At 38.5% G+C, this 20,397-nt stretch carries 11 protein-coding genes; 9 read left to right on the top strand and 2 right to left on the bottom strand.

Annotated elements, in window-relative coordinates:
• The first annotated feature begins 253 nt into the window (after positions 1-253).
• Both MHI10_RS17275 and MHI10_RS17270 read left to right on the top strand, forming a co-directional pair.
• Entirely contained in the window at positions 254-1,246 is a 993-nt protein-coding gene (locus tag MHI10_RS17275) for a hypothetical protein (RefSeq protein WP_340787561.1), read from the top strand.
• A 222-nt stretch (positions 1,247-1,468) separates the two neighbouring features.
• Positions 1,469-6,934 (top strand): InlB B-repeat-containing protein, encoded by a 5,466-nt coding sequence (locus MHI10_RS17270; RefSeq protein WP_340787558.1) that lies wholly within the window; start codon positions 1,469-1,471, stop codon positions 6,932-6,934.
• A 98-nt stretch (positions 6,935-7,032) separates the two neighbouring features.
• On the opposite strand, the gene MHI10_RS17265 is transcribed toward MHI10_RS17270, so the two are convergent.
• Positions 7,033-9,114, bottom strand: a complete 2,082-nt coding sequence (locus tag MHI10_RS17265) for a DUF2339 domain-containing protein (RefSeq protein ID WP_340787556.1) — start codon at positions 9,112-9,114, stop codon at positions 7,033-7,035.
• Between the two features lie 236 nt (positions 9,115-9,350).
• Between MHI10_RS17265 and MHI10_RS17260 the strand changes: the two genes are divergently transcribed.
• The 5 genes from MHI10_RS17260 (at position 9,351) to MHI10_RS17240 (ending at position 17,153) form a co-directional block, all read left to right on the top strand.
• Positions 9,351-10,580 carry a DUF2399 domain-containing protein gene (locus tag MHI10_RS17260; protein WP_340787554.1) on the top strand — a complete coding sequence of 410 codons (1,230 nt, stop codon included), beginning with the start codon at positions 9,351-9,353 and terminating at the stop codon, positions 10,578-10,580.
• Positions 10,556-11,989 carry a hypothetical protein gene (locus tag MHI10_RS17255; RefSeq protein WP_340787553.1) on the top strand — a complete coding sequence of 478 codons (1,434 nt, stop codon included), beginning with the start codon at positions 10,556-10,558 and terminating at the stop codon, positions 11,987-11,989. The genes MHI10_RS17260 and MHI10_RS17255 overlap by 25 nt, the downstream gene beginning before the upstream one ends.
• On the top strand, positions 11,922-12,608 hold the full coding sequence (locus tag MHI10_RS17250; RefSeq protein WP_340787551.1) for a hypothetical protein: 687 nt from the start codon (positions 11,922-11,924) through the stop codon (positions 12,606-12,608). The genes MHI10_RS17255 and MHI10_RS17250 overlap by 68 nt, the downstream gene beginning before the upstream one ends.
• Positions 12,605-15,811 (top strand): hypothetical protein, encoded by a 3,207-nt coding sequence (locus tag MHI10_RS17245; protein WP_340787550.1) that lies wholly within the window; start codon positions 12,605-12,607, stop codon positions 15,809-15,811. The genes MHI10_RS17250 and MHI10_RS17245 overlap by 4 nt, the downstream gene beginning before the upstream one ends.
• Before the next feature lie 166 nt (positions 15,812-15,977).
• Positions 15,978-17,153, top strand: coding sequence for a DUF4272 domain-containing protein (locus tag MHI10_RS17240; RefSeq protein ID WP_340787548.1), 1,176 nt, complete (start codon positions 15,978-15,980; stop codon positions 17,151-17,153).
• A 72-nt stretch (positions 17,154-17,225) separates the two neighbouring features.
• Here the strand turns inward: MHI10_RS17240 and MHI10_RS17235 are convergent, their stop codons facing one another.
• Positions 17,226-17,615, bottom strand: coding sequence for a hypothetical protein (locus tag MHI10_RS17235; RefSeq protein ID WP_340787546.1), 390 nt, complete (start codon positions 17,613-17,615; stop codon positions 17,226-17,228).
• Between the two features lie 455 nt (positions 17,616-18,070).
• Between MHI10_RS17235 and rlmD the strand changes: the two genes are divergently transcribed.
• Positions 18,071-19,462: a 23S rRNA (uracil(1939)-C(5))-methyltransferase RlmD gene (rlmD, locus tag MHI10_RS17230; protein ID WP_340787545.1), complete on the top strand. Its 1,392-nt coding sequence runs from the start codon at positions 18,071-18,073 to the stop codon at positions 19,460-19,462.
• Positions 19,463-19,823: 361 nt separating this feature from the next.
• Entirely contained in the window at positions 19,824-20,381 is a 558-nt protein-coding gene (locus MHI10_RS17225) for a class I SAM-dependent methyltransferase (protein WP_340787543.1), read from the top strand.
• Positions 20,382-20,397 lie beyond the last annotated feature (16 nt).

Here is a 20,397-nt window from a genome sequence, read left to right as displayed (position 1 = left end):
AAATTTTATAGATGTTAATAGTAAAATATTAACATTCGTCAGTATTGCATATGTAATTTCTATTTTACAGTAGAAGATAGGTACTAAGGAAAGGACAGTATCAAACTAAAAGGAAGGAGTTTTTCTTTTATCAACATTTAAAGATGTAGAATTCTCTCAACTATATAGATGAGAGGGATTTACATTGAACAATTTAGCCATGTTCACGAACGCGAGTATGATAATTGTAAAAATCATTGGAGGTTAGTAATTTATGCACACTACAATTGATATTGATCTTAAGTTAAAACAGGGGTTCCGTTCTTTATTCCCAGATTATGCAACAAAGCTTGAGAAGGCAACTTCCCAAGAGGAAATCAATAAGCTTCAAGCTGCTTTTATTGAAGAAAGCAAGCAAGCTTTGGCTGATGCTCTAGGGAAGGATATTTCTGAACTGGCGGCAAATGATCAAACAGCACCAATTCTTTTGAAAAAGGAGACTTATGAATTTCTCGTAAATGCGACTGGTGATGATATAAAAAATCAAATGAAAATACTTATTGATGGTCTAGGACGATTAAAAGGTATGGAAAACGACGAGGCAGGTATTGTGGCTGCAAAAATTCTCCTTTCTGGTGCGCTAGGAATTGGCTCTTTAGCCACTTCAGAAGCTATAGCAATATTGGTGGCTGGAGCAGCAGAAGCGGTCGTGGCTCTTGCTGGTGTTGCATTTGCAACAGTTCAAGTAGTTGTCGCGGTAGCAACTCTTGTCATCGTATCTGTCATTATTCCAATTATTTATTTTATGGTAAAACCAGCAAATGCTCTAGTGTTGCTAATCAATGAATTGGACAAGCCTCTTACGTTTGTAGGGGATCACAATGTTCACGGAAAGCCAGTGCTAATGACATCGCCTATTCCAGCCGGTATCGAAATCCCTGGGGCTAGTAAATACCCTGTTGCGGGATTTATTGCAACGGAGAAGAAAGAAATGGCTTTAGTAGGAACACAATATGGCTTTACAATGAAATATGGTAATACAAGTACTCAACTTTCTTTCGGCGTAGAATGTCCGTTAACTTCTATTATGAAAGATAATAACTGTTACTGTGCCATAGATGAAAATGCTAAAACAGTTGCTGAAAAGACTACAGTTAAGAATAAGCAATTCTGGGAAGATGAAAAAAACGGCCTCAAATTAAGCATTCGTTGCAACTCAGGAAACGGTTCAATCGCTTATTACGTAGCAAGAGCATATAAAGCGTAGATAGAAGAATGTGCTTGGCTATCTCACTAAATCAGGTGGATAGCTAGGCATATTTTTTGTCTGCATATTTTCAAATGTTAATAGTCCAATCATTAACATTCGTCAGTATTGCAAATTTTTTTTCTGTTTTATAGTGGAAGTGAGCAGGCTCTTTTTTTAGAGAATGAGTGTTAGCACTCTTGTTTTGCTACAGTGGAAAAGAATAATAGAGGGAGAATGATTATGAAAAACAGTCTTCATAAAACACTGTCAATGTTGGCCATCTGTTTACTACTCTCGCAAACCTTATTAGGGAGTTTGCCAGTGTTCGCACAGACCAACAGTAACGAATTGACCATTATAATGACGGAGAACGGACAGCCTTATGTAGAAGGTAATGTCGCGACAAGTCCTGTCACGATTCAAGTGGCGATAACTTCTCCTGATAGTGCGGGCATAGAACTATCACAAGATCTAGGTGCTACATGGAAATCATATGATCCAACTGAGCCACTACTATTGGAGGATACGGGCGAACACGATATTTGGTTCAGGGTAACAGATCAAACAGTCATCGAAAAGCGCCGCATTCAAATTGCAACGGCGCCTATGCTCTCGCCACCAACTTCCCAACTTAGTAGTTTGGAAGTCCAAGCAATAGCGAATAAGGAATCGGACTTTAAAATTGAAAATAGTATCGGGGGGGTTTCTATTTCCAAATATATAGGACAATCAACAGATGTAGTAATCCCGGATACAATTGGAGGAAAACTAGTTACAGAAATAGGAACTAGTGCGTTTGATAATAAAAAGCTAGAAAGCGTGATAATTCCTGAAAGTGTCACGAGAATAGGGCATTCTGCATTTTCTGGTAATCAACTTAAGAATGTGATAATCCCCGAAGGTGTCAAAAGTATAGAGAAGCATGCATTTTCAAGCAATTTGCTAGAGAGTGTGACGATCCCTGAAAATGTCTCAAGTATTGGGAGTTTTGCATTTTCTCATAATAAACTAAAGAGCGCGAAAATCCTTGCAAAAGCTGGGTTTATAGGAGATCATGCATTTTATTTGAATCAGTTAGAAAGTGTAACAATGTCAGAAAGCCTCAAGTATATAGGAAATAATGCATTTTCAGAGAATCAGCTAAAAAATGTGACGATTCCGGATAATATCGTAAGTATAAATGTGGGTACATTTTCAAAAAATAAGCTAGAGAGTGTGACAATTCCCGAAAGTGTTACGAGAATAGAATCTGGTGCATTTTCTCAAAATCTACTAAAAAGCGTAACAATCCCTGAAAGTATCAAGGAAATAGGGGGGGGGGCATTTTCGAATAACCAGTTAGAGAGTGTGACGATTCCTGAAGGTATTACGGTTTTAGAGTCGGGTGTATTTGCTGGAAATCTTTTAAAGAGTGTGGTAATTCCAGCAACGGTCACGAGTATAGAGAGTTCCGCATTTTCTAAAAATCGGTTAGAGAGTGTAACAATTCCCGAAGGTGTCACGAAAATAGGAATCCAAGCATTTACTGAAAATCTTTTAAAGAGAGTGATAATCCCTGAAAGCGTTACGAGTATAGGAAGTTCTGCATTTTCTGGTAATCAGCTAGAGAGTGTGGTAATCCCCGGAAATGTCGCGAATATAGGGGTGTATACATTTTCACATAATAAATTAAAGAGTGTGGTAATTCCAGCAAGCGTCACTAATATAGAGTATGGTGCTTTTTATCAAAATCAGTTAGAGAGTGTGACAATCCCAGCAAGTGTCACAAGTATAGGGGGAATGGCATTTTATCAAAATAAGCTTGAGGATGTAACGATTCCCGAGGGCGTCACGATTATTGATAAACATACATTTGCTGAAAATCAATTAAAGAGTGTAACAATTCCCACAAGTGTTACGAAAATAGGGGATTCTGCATTTTCTAAAAATCAACTAGAGAATGTAACGATTCCAGCAAGTGTCACAAGTATAGGAGAGTCTGCATTTTCTTATAATAAGCTAGAGAGTGCGACAATCCCCGAAAGTGTCACGAGTATAGGAGCTTATGCGTTTTTTAAGAACCGTCTAAAGAATGTGACGATTCCCGAAAGCATCATAAGTATAGAGAAGTATACATTTTCAGATAACCAGCTAGAGAATGTGATAATCCCAGCAAGTGTCAAGAGGATAGTAGATTATGCATTTTCTAGTAATCAGCTACATCAAGTTCAATTTAACGGAAAACTAACAATATCTCCGTATACGTTTTATGGTCAGGTCAAACCTTCTCCTTTTATAGGATGGTATGTGGATCAAGCATATACAGTTCGATGGGATAACCTAGTTCCAGCACCGATGACGATTTATTCGAAACAGGGATATACAGTAAGTTATGACGGAAATGGGTCTACAGGAGGACATCCCCCAGTAAATAATCAATTATATAAGTATGGGGAAAGTGTAGAAGTAGCAGGTAATACTGGAGGTTTGGAAAGGGTCGGATATACTTTTAAAGGTTGGAATACAAAAACAGATGGTAGTGGAACAAACTATATGCCAAATGAGACGTTTAATATAAAATTAGTAACTACTATGTTGTATGCAAAGTGGGATGTAGCGCAGTATACGTTATCGTTTGATACAAATGGAGGTAGCACTGTAGCGAAGCAGACGCTAGCATACAATACTAAGGCTAAAGAACCTACTGTACCAACGCAACCAGGATATACATTTGGTGGCTGGTATAAAGATGATATGTTCACAAATAAGTGGAACTTTGAAACCGATGTAGTGACTAAGGATATGATGTTGTATGCGAAATGGGGATATAAAATAAACTATGACGAAAACGGAGCTACTGGAGGGCATCCCCCAGTAGATAGTTTAATCTATAAATCTGGAGAAAGTGTCAAAGTCGTCGGCAATGTAGGAAGTCTAGTGAAAATTGGATTTACATTTAACGGCTGGAATACAAAAGCAGATGGTAGCGGAATAAACTATATGCCAAATGAAACGTTTGATATAAGTGCAGCGAATGTCACGCTATATGCAATATGGGAACATGCAGTTACATTCGATCCTACTGGAGGTACAATGATACCCGGGATTATTGTAGCAACTCAATCATTAATTCCAGAGCCAATAGTATCCCCGACGAAAACAGGCGCTATATTTGCGGGTTGGTATACAGATACTGGTTTCAAAACGAAATGGAATTTTGCGACAGATGTAGTGAAGAAAAATATGACGTTATATGCGAAGTGGGAGCATACAGTTACATTTGATACGAATGGTGGAACAGCAATACCAGAAATCGCGGTGGAGCCTCAAACATTCATCCCAGAGCCAATAGTGCCTCCAACGAAAACTGACTCTACATTTGCAGGTTGGTATGCAGATGCAGGTTTAACAACGAAGTGGAATTTTGCGACAGATGTAGTGATAGCAAATACGACATTGTACGCGAAGTGGGAACATACGGTTATATTTGATACCAATGGAGGAACGTCGATATCAGATGTTAGAGCATTGACTCAATCAATCATCCTAGAACCAGCAGTACCCCCAACGAAAACGGGCGCTACATTTGCAGGTTGGTATACAGATGCAGATTTAACAACGAGGTGGAATTTTGCGACAGATGTAGTAACGAGAAGTATGACGCTATATGCGAAGTGGGAACATACAGTTACGTTTGATACCAATGGAGGAACGGCGATATCAGACGTTATGGTATTGAGTCAATCATCCATTTCAGAGCCAACAGTGCCTCCGACGAAATTAGATTATACTTTCGCAGGTTGGTATGCAGATGCAGGTTTAACAACGAAGTGGAATTTTGCGACAGATGTAGTGACAGCAAATATGACGCTGTATGCGAAGTGGGAACATACAGTTACATTTAATACGAATGGTGGAACAGCGATACCAGAAATCGTGGTAGAGCCTCAATCATTCATCCCAGAGCCAATAGTGCCACCAAGGAAAACAGACTCTACATTTGCAGGTTGGTATGCAGATGCAGGTTTAACAACGAAGTGGAATTTTGCAACAGATGTAGTGAAGGCGAATATGGCGCTGTATGCGAAGTGGGAACATACAGTTACATTTAATACGAATGGAGGAACGGTGATACCAGAAGTCGTGGCAGAGCCTCAATCAATCATCTTAGAGCCAACAGTACTTCCAACGAAAACGGGCGCTACATTTGCAGGTTGGTATGCAGATGCAGATTTAACAACGAAGTGGAATTTTGGGACAGATGTAGTGAAGGCGAATATGACGCTGTATGCGAAGTGGGAACATACAGTGGCATTTAATACGAATGGAGGAACGGTGATACTAGAAGCCGTGGTGGAGTCTCAATCAATCATCCTAGAGCCAGCAATACCTCCAACGAAAATAGGTTCTACATTTGCTGGCTGGTATGCAGATGCAGATTTAACAACGAAGTGGAATTTTGCGACAGATGTTGTAACGGAAAGTATGACGTTGTATGCGAAGTGGGAACATACAGTGACATTTAATACGAACGGAGGAACGGCGATACTAGAAGCCGTGGTGGAGTCTCAATCATTCATTTTAGAACCAGCGATACCTCCAACAAAAATGGGTTTTATATTTGCAGGTTGGTATGTAGATGCAGATTTAACAACGAAGTGGAGTTTTGGGAAAGATGTAGTAATAGCAAATATGACGTTGTATGCGAAATGGGAAGTCGGAAGTTATGAGTTATCTTTTGAATCAAACGGAGGAAGCACGGTCGTTACCCAAACGGTTGCTTATGAAAAAATGGCAATACCTCCAGTAACACCAATGAAACAAGGCTCTACATTTGCTGGCTGGTATAAAGATGCAAAATTCGCAACAGTGTGGGATTTCACAAAAGATGTTGTAACGGAACCGACAACTTTATATGCCAAATGGACTTTGAATAGTACTTCAGGTGGCGATGGTGGGAGCTATGTTCCGACCCCAGAGCCAAGCCCAACACCAGAATCAGAAAAAGAATCAACACCAAAATCCGAGCTTGAATCAAAGCCAGAGCTCAAACCAGAATCCGAGCTTGAATCAAAACTAGAGCCCAATCCAGAATCCGAGCCTAAATCAACACCAGAGTCAACACCAGAACCGCAACAAGAGCTAAAATCAGATCCAGCTCCAATTCACTTTTCTGACATCACACCAGATTACTGGGCTGCAGATTTTATTCAACAAGCCGCAGCAATGGGCATCTTTAAAGGGTATGATGACGGACGTTTTGGACCGAAAGACAACTTAACACGCGCTCAGTCCATTTCGATTCTTGTGCGGATGCTTCAGTTAGAGCCTAGTTATACAACGAGCTTCACGGATATAAAAGATTATACGAAAGAAGTGCAGGCAGAAATTAATGTGGCTTTCCAATTGGGACTTGTAAAAGGCGATAATGGCAAGTTTAATCCAACGAGCCAAATTACTCGTGCACAATTTGCATTAATTTTGTATCGCACGTACGAAATGCTTACAGGCAAGCCATACAGCCCAATGCAAATCGCTCCATTTAGTGATATCGGCAAGTATGATAAAGAAACAAAAAATGCGATTTCTATGTTGTATGAACTGGGCATCGCAGAAGGTTCAGAAGGCAATTATATGCCAAGTAAGCCAATCACGCGTGCAGAAGCAGCAAAAATACTTGTCAATACGGCAAAAATAGTGGAACAACTAAAAAAGAGTAGCAACTAAATAAAAGGGTATCTACAAGCTGAAATCCAAGCTTGTAGATGCCCTATTTTGTTCTATAAATTAATGACGACTAGGAGCTTTGTGCCAAATATGCAATTCTATTCTGTTTTCCCTTTACCTAATAACTTATTAGAAATCACCAGCCCGATTGCACCGATGAAAATAAATAAAATGGAACGGATCAGAATATCGAGTGTAGATAGATCAAAGAAAATCATTTTAATGATCCCGAAAAATAGTAGGACTATGCCGGTTAATTTCAGTTGTTGGTAGCTTCGTTTTGATGCTAAAAAGAGCGATAAACAAGCAATAATGAAAATCGAAACGGTATTCAAAATAACAGCCGAGCTCCAATTAATGAGCTCATGAAAATTCATGAAGTGTGTCACGCCGAAAAGCCAAACAATCGAAATAATCATTCCAGCAAGCGTAAACGACTCTGTATACTGGGTGGAAAGAGGTTCATATTGCTTAGAAATCCTACCAAGCTTCCATAAGTCTGCAATAACAGCCCAAAAAATCGCGATATATAAAATGCGCATGATGAGTGCAACTAAAATTGCTCGTTCATCAATCCAAACAGTTGTTATTAATACGAGTGCTGCGAATCCGTAAATTATCGAAGCAAGAACTGGAAGGAACCGGCCAATCTGCGCATGATTTCCAATCAGAATTAGTACAAGGCCAATCGCAATCGCACTAAACAAGAAGTAAGAAGTAAACCCTACTGGCATATAAGCCCAATCCAATTTCCAAATGTAAAGAAGTGCGACTACATATAAAAGACATGGATAAACATCCTCTAAACCAATCAGCCATTCTTTGTTATCACTCGGAGCATGCTCATAGTGGCGAAGAATCCAGTATAATGCGAACAGCATGACAGTGACAATCACAATCGTCAAATGCTCTATAGAGAAAAATGGTTGAACTTCATAAAACATCAGAACTAAAAATGATAGTATTGAAAATGTAATGCCTTGTAAATATTTCATGAACACAATCGCATGCTTCACTGCAAGGGTCAACCCAGAAAATGACACGATAATCATTAAAAGGAACATGACTTCGCTTGAAATATTGAGCTGTGCAATAAAGTTTAATATTGTGATCATAGATAATGTACCGAACATGTCGATTAATAGTCGGTCTTTACGTTTAAATACAATGTACAAAGCACTTGCTAAAATCCCAAGTAAGAGAGCAAGCACGATAAGCAGCGTAACCTCTTTTTGTAAAAGCATTCCGTTTATTAATGCTAAGATAATGATTGTAAAACTAAATAGTAAACTTGCATGTTTCGTGCTTCTACTAGAGTATAAGCGTAAATAGCTTGCTAAAAAGACGCTATATAGCACTACAACTGCGAGTGCGAAAAAGCCATTTTGCCCACTGTTGAATATGAAAACAATCCCAAATGCTAAAATCGAAAAAGCCATTCCTATATAGAGTGCTTTACGTTGTGTATGTTTCCAAATAACCATTTGCACAACTGTGAATAGTAGCACGATGAAAACACCGATAATTATTGCGCTGAATTTCATATATTCAAGTAAATATGGTAGTAATAATGAAGTAAAGATAACGAGCGCAGTTAATGCTTCGTTTCCTTTTACATAACTAATGAAAACCCCATATGCTATATAGACAAGTGCGATTAAGAGAGCAACATATAGATGAAGGAAGTCATATAAAATGGCACCAGCCGCCGTCACTAAAATACCGACAATAAATGCACCACCATAGAGCGATAAGGCGACAACGCGCGAACCTTTTTGTCTTTTCTCCATCATAAACGCACATATCCCGAGACCGATTGATAATGCGAAACCAGCGATTATTTTTACACTGTCTGATAAAAAGCCGTAATCATTTACAAGCTTCAAGCCCCACAAAACACCGAGCACTAAAATGACCATAAAAATTCTTGGTAAGGCCCTTGTAAACGTTTCTTCAAGTGAGCGTTTTTCCTCTTTAGGAATACTTTCTTCTTGGACGATAGCTATTTCTTTTTGGATAGGTTGTTTTGGTGGAACGATTGTTTGTGCTACTATTTTTTGAATAGGTACAGTTTGCTCGAAATGTACATGCTTTTTTAAATGCTGCACTTCTGTACGTAATGTGTGGAGTTCTTTTTCCAGCGTAGCAATCCGTTCTAACAACTTAGAGTCCTTTTCCATGCAATCCACCTCTTTCATTGAAAGTAATGACATGCGAGTACTATAATTTTACACTTTGGTTTAATGTATGTAAAATGTTTCCTGAAAACTCGCTTATTGTATGTAATAAATAACGAGTAATTGGCACCAGTTACTTTTTAAAATACTGTATCCGCTATTAATCAAACACACACAATCCAACCGCTTAATTTCATTATTTGTTATGATGGGATTATATAGTAAAGGGGGCGTGAACGATGAATCAGGATTTATTTTTTGACCGTTATTTTTTGAAGATTAACGAAATTCTTGAAGCGCCTGTCGAAATTAGACCAGCTATTTTTGAAGCGTATATTACGAAAAAAACAGCGCGAACATTTAAAAGAATCGCCGTATTAAAGTTTGGTGAATTGCACGAAGGAACACCACCAGCTGAAATTTTACAGGCAAAATTAACACTTCATAATAAAAGGGTTTTACAAGCACCCCTTCATACGCTCGAAACTTGGATCCAACAAGGGTGGGTTATAGAGGAAGTTCGTTTTCATACAGACGGACAAACCGTTAAAGAAGCGTATTTTAGAATGGGTATTAGTTTATATACATATTTTGAACACCAAAAGAACGAAAAAAATGACCAATTTAGAGTTACTTATAATAAATTGATGGACCAGTTTCCAAAGGGAGATGGTGAACTGCTTGAGCTATTACAACGAAATACATCAGAAACGGAGCTAAAGCAATGTCCACTTTTTCCTACTACATGGCCAACTGTAAAGCGGCTGACGTTTCTTGAATTTTGCGTTGCGTTTTTTCAATTAGTCAGTCGCCAGCAACTGTTTGATTTTAAAGAAATTGGTGCGACTTATTTTAATACAATTGGCGGCTCGAAAGTGTTTGATTCATATAAGAAGGAATTTATTGCTCAGCTTGAACAATGGTTTGACATGAAGGTAAGCGACTATGGGTTAGTGAGCTTAGGGCAGATTACACCACTGTTTTTTAGTGGGCAATTAGAAGGTAACTTTAGCAGCTATAAATATGGCTCGATTCATGCGTTGACGGATCATGATATGGTGCAGGACCACTTTACGTCAGCTTGCACGAATATTTGGTTGGTGGAAAATCGTGCAATTTTAACACGGATGAGTACTGAAATGGCGTTTTTACAACGTACGAATAGTTTTGTATTAAGCGTAGATGGTCAGTTACGAACAGCGCATAAAACATTGATAAGACAGCTTATGCAATCGACAATAAACGTATTTATATGGACCGATTATGATGCTGCAGGCTTGTCGATTAGTCGTGGGCTTGATGAGTTAATCACGACAACAAATAAACGTTTTATTGCACGTGATCAGCTAATTTCTTTAACCTTTACGGAATATGAAGAGTGGTTAACAGAGGAGCTACAAATTGCTTTTCATGAACAAGAACAGCAGTTAGGAGATGTTGCACAATGGACCCGATGGATGAAAGTGTAAGAGCACCTATTTCAATTTTTAATAGTGAAGCGGATATGCCTGAGTTGAAAATGACGATGCGAGATTTGGCTTCGTTAGGTGGTGTTTTAAAAGATCTAGGTGGCGAAAAGATGTATGATGCGCCGCTCGAAATTTTGCGTTTTATAAATATTATCCAGTTATTAAATGAAGCGGCACTTGGTATAAGAGAGCCAATTGAAGATGAAAAAATGTTGTACTACCGTTATGTGAATACATATAACGATTTGACACCGCCCGATCCAAAGGATATTGAGCACGTCGTTCGTCTACTGCAAACGAATAGTTGGATTGCCAAACAGTCCCGTCAAATTAAGCTGCAAGACCGTGGGAAGCGGTTAATGGATGCGCTCATTCGATTAGCGAACGATACACTAGCTTATTATTTGAAAGATGATATTGGTCGCTCGTTATTTCAAGCAAGACGTGATGCGGAAATTAGTGAAGCTTATGATGATAAAGGGATTTCTGGCGGAAACCGTATTGCTTCCATGATAGTGAATGTAGAAGATGCCGTGCAAACATTGGAAAACCGGCAGCTAGAGTTCTTAGCAGAAAAAAATGCGTTGCCACAATTGCAACTTATCCATGAGCTCATGATGGAGTTAGAGCAAAAAATGAAGGAGCGTCTAGCCCAATTCCAAACGATTGAAGAAAGTTTAATTATGACGAATTTAATTCAGCGTGGTACAGTGGCGCTAGCAAAAGGTACGACATTGAGTACAAGTTTGTTGAAGAAGTATGTACGCTTTGTCACGATGCAAGAAATTGAAATTCATCAAAATGTTTCACCTGAAAAGTTTCGTCAATATATTTTCAAAATGTACAACACTGAAACCGAAACGAATACACCGAACGTAGAAGATATTTTAAGTTTTATGGAACAAAATTTGTACACGGATGAAGCAATGGATGGCATTTGGCTGCCAGTGAAATTTACATCGCCTATTGGTGGGGCAGATATAGATTTGGCCATTGACTACCTAGAGCGTTATGAGCCGAAAATAAATGAACCTTTGCCTGAAACAGAGCCAGAGCATTATGAAGAACAGTATGTGGAAGGGCAATCCATCGAAGAAATTTTTAAAAATGCGGCATGGGAAGTGACGAAATCTAAAATGGATACGGAAATGATGGAGCAGCATTTAGCTGAGCATGGTGAAACAGAAATTGAAGAGCTTATTATTCAAACATCTTCTAGCTCTTGGAGTGATGCGATCAAGTCCTTATTTGTCGTCTCAGCTATGCAAGCGAATAAAAAGATCGTTTATGCCCCAACAGAAAAAACAACTGATTATGAAAAAGAATGGGAGTGGATAAATGATGACGACCGAAAATACATCGTTTCCCCAAGAGAACTTCGAACAAAACCGCCTGGACGTACTGAATAATTTAAAAATCTATTTATCTATTGAAGAAGAATTAGTGTTTATGCGTCTGTTGTATTCATCATCCTCCACGACGATGCGCCAAAATTATGGTTTGAAGCGTAATGAAATTGAAAAAATCCTAAAAATAAAGGGAGAGGATGCCTTTTACTCCTTTATTGAACGCGTAAATCTTGTAACAGGCCGGTATTTCCAAGTGATTTATGATGACAAGCGGGACCGGGCCGTTGTTTTAATGCGCGTGCCAGCGCGTGAAGCGAAATCGACGCTCAATAAGGAGTCCCTTGCGATCTTGCTCTACATGTTTTATCAGCAGGAAGTGTTAAGTCATGAGTTTACGTTGTTAGACCAGTTAATAGCGGATTTTGGTCATGAAAATTACAATGCGACACGCAAAATGGTGGCGAATATTAAGCCGTTAGAATCGATTGGCGCCGTAGAAAAATACGATATTTCTGCCACTGAGGAAGCGTATAAACTAACGACAATTGGTGTTCATATGTTTTCCGATTCATTTTTACGTCGTACGCTAGAGTTTTCTCAGGAACGTCAACTTAGTAAAGAAGAAGTGCTGAAGTTTTTCAAACGCTATAACTTGTATTTAAAGGAGGATGAGCTATGATTCCATATCGTCTAGCATTTTCAGGTGTACGCGATTTTCCAGCAACGCAATTAACATTTGGTGATGATTTCGAGCATGTGCTCATTACGGGTCCAAATGGTACAGGGAAATCAACATTGGCCTTTTGTTTTGGCGCGGTTTTAAATTCCTCACGTGTGTCGTTAGAAGGAATTCGTTCGAACAATATTCCAGATACACACATATGGCGTGCTTCGATTACGTTGACGTTTAAAAATACAGGTAGTTCTCAAGTGGACGGGCCCCCATACATTGCATTTCGTGTGAATATTGATCAGCCGAGTGCCAATTCGATTCCGCAGCGGGAATATGAAATTTTGTATGGCGAAACATTGGACGATTTAGTGTTAGAAGATATTTTTCGTTCGGGTGATAGTCAACAGCGCAACTTTTCGTTGTATACGGAGCAATTGAAAAAGAAATACAAGATTTTCCCAGATATGTACTATTTAATTTGGTATCAGCAGGAGGTCAATCAATTTGCGGCCTATTCACCTGAAGAACGCTTTCGCCGATTTAGCGATATGTACGGTATTTCAGATATTCAGCAAAAATGGGAGACCCAAATTGCTCAACTAAGTGAGCTCGCTGTTGTACTGAAAGAATCGCAGCAATTTGTGAATAATGCCAACCACGAGTTAAATCGTGCACAAAATGAATTAAATGATTATCATGCCAATCAACAAAGAATGGCTACATCTGGTAAACAGCTAATTTTAACAACGAACACATTAAAGCATATTGAGCAGCAGTTGATTACTGATAGTGAGAAGAAATTGGCGGAAATGAACGGCAATATTGAGGACAATACACAAAAAATAAAGGTTATTCAGGAGCAGCAAGGGCGATTACATATAGACTTAACGATGAAACAAAAACAGCTTCAAGATATGCAATTGACAAAAAGTAAGAAACAAGGGCAAAGGGATCGTTTTGTTGAGGAAATTGCGACACTAGAAAACGAGATAACGAGATTACAAAAACAGTTAGTAGAAACTGAGCGGGAACAAAAAAGGCTGCGTTATTCAGAAGATGAAACGCAACAACTTTATCAACAAATGAGCGAACAGCTAGTAGAAAGTACGAACTTTATTGATCGTTTACAGGATGCGCAAAATGAGCTATCGGATGCAATGCAACAGCACAATCAATCCATTGCTAAAAAAGAAATTGAGATTAAACAAATTCACGAGCAAAAAGAAGAGATGGAGCGAATTAAAAAACAATTTCGCAGTTCCTTTGTCGTGAAGGAACAAATCCAAAAGTTTGAGCAATCTTTAGAAAAGTATTTTGAAAAACGTTCGAAATTAGTCGCTGCTAAAAAAGCAGTAGAGGCTGAAATTCATTCATTTGAGCAAAATCAAGTGTACTCACAGCGCCAGGAAAAGGGCTTGCAGGCACTACGTCAACAAAATATAGTTGCCTATGCTTTGCGAGATTTAGTGGAGTTAACAGAAGATGCAATGCCAGTGGATGAAAAACGTTTAGATACGATTAAATATAGTGTTTTTTACGATGCCAAAATGATTCAACCTACCAATGATTTGTATTATGTATCGCTAAAAAGCATTATTCCAACCCGGTTTATTAAAGATTTACCGCAATTAAAATTAACAACGCGCGGCAATTTAAGCCAAGCTGAGCAAGTCTTCTCCTCAAAAGTGTTGTACTGGATTGAGCAATTTTTCATTCAAATGCCGAAAATCTCAGGCAATTTGCTCGTTGATGAGCGTGGAAGTCGTGGTGTCCAAGAGCGGGATACTTTCATTTTAAGTGAAAAAGCAATTGCACAAAGCTTGCTACGTCTGCGGAAGGAACACATGGAAATTTCGAAGCAGTTAGAGCAATTAGAACAGAGCTATCAGCAAAATAGTGCCGAGCATAGTAGGCTGCGAGATGCATTGCCAGAAATTTTGAGAGCAGAATCCTATTTCACACAAGCAAACGACCTTGTGAATAATGAAAAATATTTAGCCATTTTGAAGCAGGAACTTGCACAACTGCAAACGAGTATGAAAGACAATAATCAACAGTTGACCACACATAATAGGGAAATTGCTACTGTGGAATACGAACAGAAGCAATTGGCGGAGGAACTGGAGATTTATAAGAAGCTTGGTGCTTTGACAGAGCTTCAAAATCAGTATACCGCCCTTAAGAAAAGTTTTGATGAAAAGAAAAACCAATACAATCAGCTCCAAAAGGATATTCGCACGCTGGAAAATTCAATCCATCAGTTTGAAGAAGATATTCGCAGAGTGAAAGATCATGAATACCAATTAAAAATAGATTTAACGGATACACAGCGTAACTTAGAAGGAGCTAATCGTTCGAAAACGTCACTAGAGGATACAATCGAGGTAGCGCAAGAGCAAGTAACAAAACATGAAATCAATCTTGCTGAATTAGCTAGTATTGTATCTGATTTATACACCGAAACGATTTTGGAACCGATCATTACAGAGTTTTCGAAAACAAAGATACTGCAAATGAATATGAATGCAAAGGCCTCGTTTTTCGATGCACGCCAAGCGAAAATCAATCCGCAAGCCCCACAAAATTTTGAGGTCATTCAAAAGGATTATATAGAAAAGCGTGACACAGTACTAAAAACGGAAAAAATGATTGAAGAGCAGCAGCAACATACAGATGAGCTAGCTACGAATCTAGAAAATACGATTAGTATGCAAGTACGCGCGCTTCGTCATTTATTTGAAGGCTATATGGATGAGTTTGGCTTTGAAGGGGCAATAGAGTGGGAACGCTATACCGATAAGCGCGGCCGCACAATTTTCCAACTATTTTTAAAAGTACGGAAAAAAGGGCATCGAGGTAATTTAACAGAAGTTAGTATTAAAGCGCGTAACGGCAAGTTTGGGAAAGGCGTTTCGGGTGGCGAAGAATCGCTAAGTTCACTTCTTTTTGCGTTAGCTTTACTAAAAAACCTCCAAACATCGCCAGGCTTTATTTTACTAGACGAGTTCGACAGTGCGCTAGATGAAAACCGTAAAGAAAAGGTATTCGCCTTATACAATCAGGAATTACAGCGCAAATTATTTATTTTATCACCTAAAACACATGATGAGCAGTATTACCGTAATTTTTCGCGTGCTTTCATTATTGATCACGACGCACAAATTCCGATTAGTCGTGTGAAAAGTTTGATGATGAGAGAGAGTTTCTAGATGTTTTATACACCCGCCGCAACTTATTTCAACAAAAAACCACTACTTCTATAAGTGACGGGTGAATGCTAAATATGCGATGTTATTCAGTGGATATTCAAACTTTACAAAATGAAGTGAATGTTTCAGATTACTAGAAAAGCGTACGATAAAGGGAGAGAAAATATTGAAATATTTTACAATTTACGCGTCTTTAAATGATATTGACGATATTGGAAACAACATTTTACATGTTTTCGCGAAAGATTTTCGAATTAAACAAAATGAAAATGACTACAAAATCCAGTCCAAAAAGCTTTTTAATAAAGAGAAGATGATCATACGAGTCAGTTCAGAAGATAGCGATCCCTCTTATTTTGAAAAAAATATACCTGGAATGATGGGATTTTATGATGAAATTCCTTTTGAAGATGAGCAGCTAAAAGAGCTTGTATTAACACAAATATCTGTATTGAATACGATGATTGCGATTGAAGTAGAAAAGGATATTGAGGAAGAACTGCTTCAATTATTTACGAACCTCCTCGCACAAATCGGTGGAATTGGTTTTTTACCAAATGGAATTTTGCTCGATCAAGAAGGGCTTGTAATCGTATACCCTGATGGCAAGTCGGGTCCTGCTCAATTTAGACCTCATGCGTGCACTAGAAAGATAATGGGACCTGAAGTCATAACGGAAGAAGGGGAACGAAGAAAGAACAACACGATTATGTATTTAAATGAACATGGAATTCCATTTAATCAAGGGCTTCCTCAGCTGCTACCGTTAGCACATTATTCGTTTAAAACACAGGAACAAATCGCAAAAAGAGCAGTCGCATTATTAATTATTATTCAATATGCTTGCGATGTTGCACAAGACAGTGATATTCATGAATCGAGGGATTTCTTTACAGGCATGCTCAATAAATTTGGTGTGGAAAAATACTTAACGGATAATGAACGGAACTTTTTGCAATCGGAAAATCCAAATAAGCAAGAAGCGGGTAATATATCTTGGCAATATGAAGCATACTGGGTGCTTATTTGGGCGTTAGGGCTTGTCGATACACTTGATTTTCCAGATGATATTTGTGACTGTGAATATGCCATTCAAGTTGTTTCAAGCTGCGAGTCGTTCGAACAATTTTATGGTGAAACGACGATGCGTAACATAGAGGTAATTTTGGATGAGGCGGATAAAATTTATCGACTACACTGGGCTTGCGTAAATAGTCGCATACAAGAACAAGAAGCGCCAGCAAGTTTAAATGAAAGTGTCGTTATGGAAAGACGTAGAGGATTGTTTTGGATAATCGGGCATCGCGATGAAGAATGGGACTATATTTCGATGGACACGTGATAAGCGTTTAAAAGACCGACTAGCAGTAATAGTCGGTCTTCGTTGTTTAAACTTATTCAAGCTTTACGCAAACTAACAACTGCAATTCAAATCAATTTTGATTAGTTGTTGATCGAGCACCGTATTTCCTTCTTGGGCTACCGAAGTAATACTCCTTCCAAAACAATTCGCAATGATCCTTCTAGCCTTCAGATGAATAATTCGGATTTCATAAAATAAAACACCTGTTAAACTTGCGTACATTTCTGCAAAGGTTACAGGGGGAAGTCGATAAGGAAATATTACAGGTATATTGTTACCTGTAAGAACAGGGAGTTTTACAGGATTAGAAAAAGAAGACAAGTCCCAAACTTCGACCTCAACATCCTGAGCTTTACGAACTAAATTAACTAGATTAATGACAGCACTAACAGCTCGAGGTGCTTTTTCCAGTACGCCAGTTGGTAATACATAATTGCCCATATTTATCCCTCCTTTCGTCTTCATAAGTTATGAAAGAGCTTCGAATAAAACTCGTATAATAGTTTAGTTTGCCAAAATAAATTATCATTTTATATTGTTAGATGTATATATACTCTTCTAAAAAGAGGCTCGACTGTATCGAACATAAGAATATTAAGTTGGTATTTTCGGAGTCTTTACCGAAATATGCGCTTGGAGATTTTAAAGGGAAACGATGTAGGTAATAGTTAGCCTTGTAACTATGCATAAGATCAATACATTTTGCTTGCTACACGAAATAATTGTGTGTGATTCCCTACCACCAAAGTGCAAATTGCGAAGTTTGTTAGAAGTTAATGTTCATTCGGGCTCATATTCGTTATAATGACAATGGCTATCTGTTTTGAAGAGGTACACAAGCATTGTGGAAATCAGCCTTCAATACATGAAATTACTATTGAAAGGGGAAATATTCCTTGACTAATATAAAAGAAGAAACGCTTATTGCGACAATTGACCATTTAGATGATAGAGGGAATGGACAAGCAGTAATTTGGCGTGAAAGTGATAGAGGTTTTAATCCTAGAAAGCTAAAGTTAACGATTCCGCAGACACTTAAAGGGGAGTCTGTGAAAGTTGTCGTTGATGATCCTGATAAGAAAAGACGAAAAGTAGAGGCAGGAGAAATTTTAGTAGCAAGTCCTGAGCGAACAGAAGCTCCTTGTCCACATTTTGAACTTTGCGGCGGTTGTGTGTGGCAGCACTGGACGTATGAAGGTCAATTGAAGCATAAAACGGAGCAAGTGAAAAACGCATTGGAAAGTGAAGGGTTAGATTCTGGGCTAGTGCTAGACACGATCGGTGCAGACAATCCTTGGAACTATCGTAATAAGATGGAGTTCACGTTTTCACCTGAGGGGGAAATGGGACAGCATGAACAAGGAAACTTCCGCAAAATCGTTCCATTAGAAACATGTTTAATCGCTGGTCAAAATATGGTTGATGGCATGCTAGAAGTCGGCCAATGGGTAAAAGAATTCGGATTGAAAGGCTATAACAAAGATAAACATGAAGGGCTTCTGCGTCATTTAATGGTGCGTGAATCGTTTGTAACTGGCGAAATGATGCTGGCATTATTTGCGACACAAACGCCGGACGGAGAGTTAGCAGCGGCTGTTGAAAATCTTGTTGAGCGCATTACGAAGAAATTACCAAATGTGAAAAGTCTTCTTTGGCTTGTCAACACAGACTGGGCAGATCGAACACAATCCGAGGATACACATTTACTAGCGGGGCGTGATTTCATTTATGATGAAATGGCGGGGTATCGCTATCGTCTTTGGTTTGATACATTTTTCCAAACGAATCCAAAACAAGCACAAAAACTTGTTGAGCTTGCACTAGAAATGGGTAAACCAAAGGAAGATGAGAAAATGATTGACCTGTTTTGCGGTGTCGGCACGTTCTCATTACCATTTGCTGCGCGCGTGAAAGAATTAGCAGGAATCGAAATTGTCGAAACATCGATTGAATCGGCAAAACGCAATGCCATCGATAATGATTTGCATAATACAATATTCCTTGCGCGTGATGCACGTAATGGATTAGCGGAAATGCAAGAGCAGTTCGGATTCGCTGACATACTATTGATTGATCCACCACGTTCTGGAGCTGGCGGAAAAGTGATGCGCCGTATCGGCCGTTCGAAACCGAAACGAATTGTTTACGTATCTTGTAATCCAGATACATTCGCGAAAGATGTAACGGAATTACTGCCATTTGGTTACGTACTTAAAACCGTACAACCTGTCGACTTATTCCCACATACGACACATGTAGAATTAGTTACATGGTTGGAGTTAGTTTAATTTATTTATTAGTACAAATAGCTGTGCCGGAAACCCAATTTCAATAGGGATTTTTGGCACGGCTTTTCCTTTTTCTCGCCAAATTTTTCGCAATACTCGCCATTCTCCTATCGAAACGCGCCACTCTTTTTGCGTTACTAGTCAAAATATATCGCTTACTAGCCGGAACGATGCAGTAACTAGCCAAAACACGTTTTACCCCCAATATCTCCACTTCAAAAAAGTTTCTCGGAAATTTTTCGATCCAAACGAACCCTAAATCTTAAGGATTCTTAAGAATTTTTCACACTGTTTCTTTATGTTTGAAATGTATTGTAAAAACCGTAGTAGAAAAATTCAAATCTATGGAGTGTTCGCATACATGAAATCTTTAAGTTTTATTTTTCAATATTTATTAAACCCAAGGAAAACGGGTGCAGTTTTGCCAAGCTCAACGTATCTTGCGGAAAAAATGGTACATAGCATTGACTTCAAAAATGCAAAATACATCGTTGAATTGGGTCCCGGTACGGGAGTCTTCACAGATCAGATTATGAAAAACAAAATGCAACATACGGTAGTCTTACTAATTGAGAGTAATACAGATTTTTGTACGTTATTAAAAGAAAAGTATAAGGACGAAAAAAATCTAATTATTATTAATGGCTCTGCTGAGGAAATCAATAAGTATTCAAAGATTTGTAATATCCCTTATGTTGATTATGTCGTTTCGGGCCTACCTTTTGCGAGTTTGCCGAAAGATGTTTCCAATACGATTTTAAATAATACCAAAAAGCTGTTGAGGAAAGATGGTGTTTTTATTACTTTCCAATACACGCTATTGAAAAAAGATTTTATTCATCACTATTTTAAGCATATTGATATAACGCGCGAGTATCGAAATATGCCCCCAGCATATGTATTTCAATGTTGTAATTAATATGTATTTTTTCGGA

It is taken from the genome of Solibacillus sp. FSL K6-1523 (assembly GCF_038005225.1).
GTDB lineage: Bacteria > Bacillota > Bacilli > Bacillales_A > Planococcaceae > Solibacillus.
The sequence above is the reverse complement of the archived record's forward strand: the minus strand, read 5'-3'. Positions and strand labels throughout refer to the sequence as shown.

Coding starts and splice junctions, on each gene's coding strand:
- MHI10_RS17275 (WP_340787561.1), top strand. CDS start 254: ATGCACACTACAATTGATATTGATCTTAAGTTAAAACAGGGGTTCCGT.
- MHI10_RS17270 (WP_340787558.1), top strand. CDS start 1,469: ATGAAAAACAGTCTTCATAAAACACTGTCAATGTTGGCCATCTGTTTA.
- MHI10_RS17265 (WP_340787556.1), bottom strand. CDS start 9,114: ATGGAAAAGGACTCTAAGTTGTTAGAACGGATTGCTACGCTGGAAAAA.
- MHI10_RS17260 (WP_340787554.1), top strand. CDS start 9,351: ATGAATCAGGATTTATTTTTTGACCGTTATTTTTTGAAGATTAACGAA.
- MHI10_RS17255 (WP_340787553.1), top strand. CDS start 10,556: ATGGACCCGATGGATGAAAGTGTAAGAGCACCTATTTCAATTTTTAAT.
- MHI10_RS17250 (WP_340787551.1), top strand. CDS start 11,922: ATGACGACCGAAAATACATCGTTTCCCCAAGAGAACTTCGAACAAAAC.
- MHI10_RS17245 (WP_340787550.1), top strand. CDS start 12,605: ATGATTCCATATCGTCTAGCATTTTCAGGTGTACGCGATTTTCCAGCA.
- MHI10_RS17235 (WP_340787546.1), bottom strand. CDS start 17,615: ATGGGCAATTATGTATTACCAACTGGCGTACTGGAAAAAGCACCTCGA.
- MHI10_RS17225 (WP_340787543.1), top strand. CDS start 19,824: ATGAAATCTTTAAGTTTTATTTTTCAATATTTATTAAACCCAAGGAAA.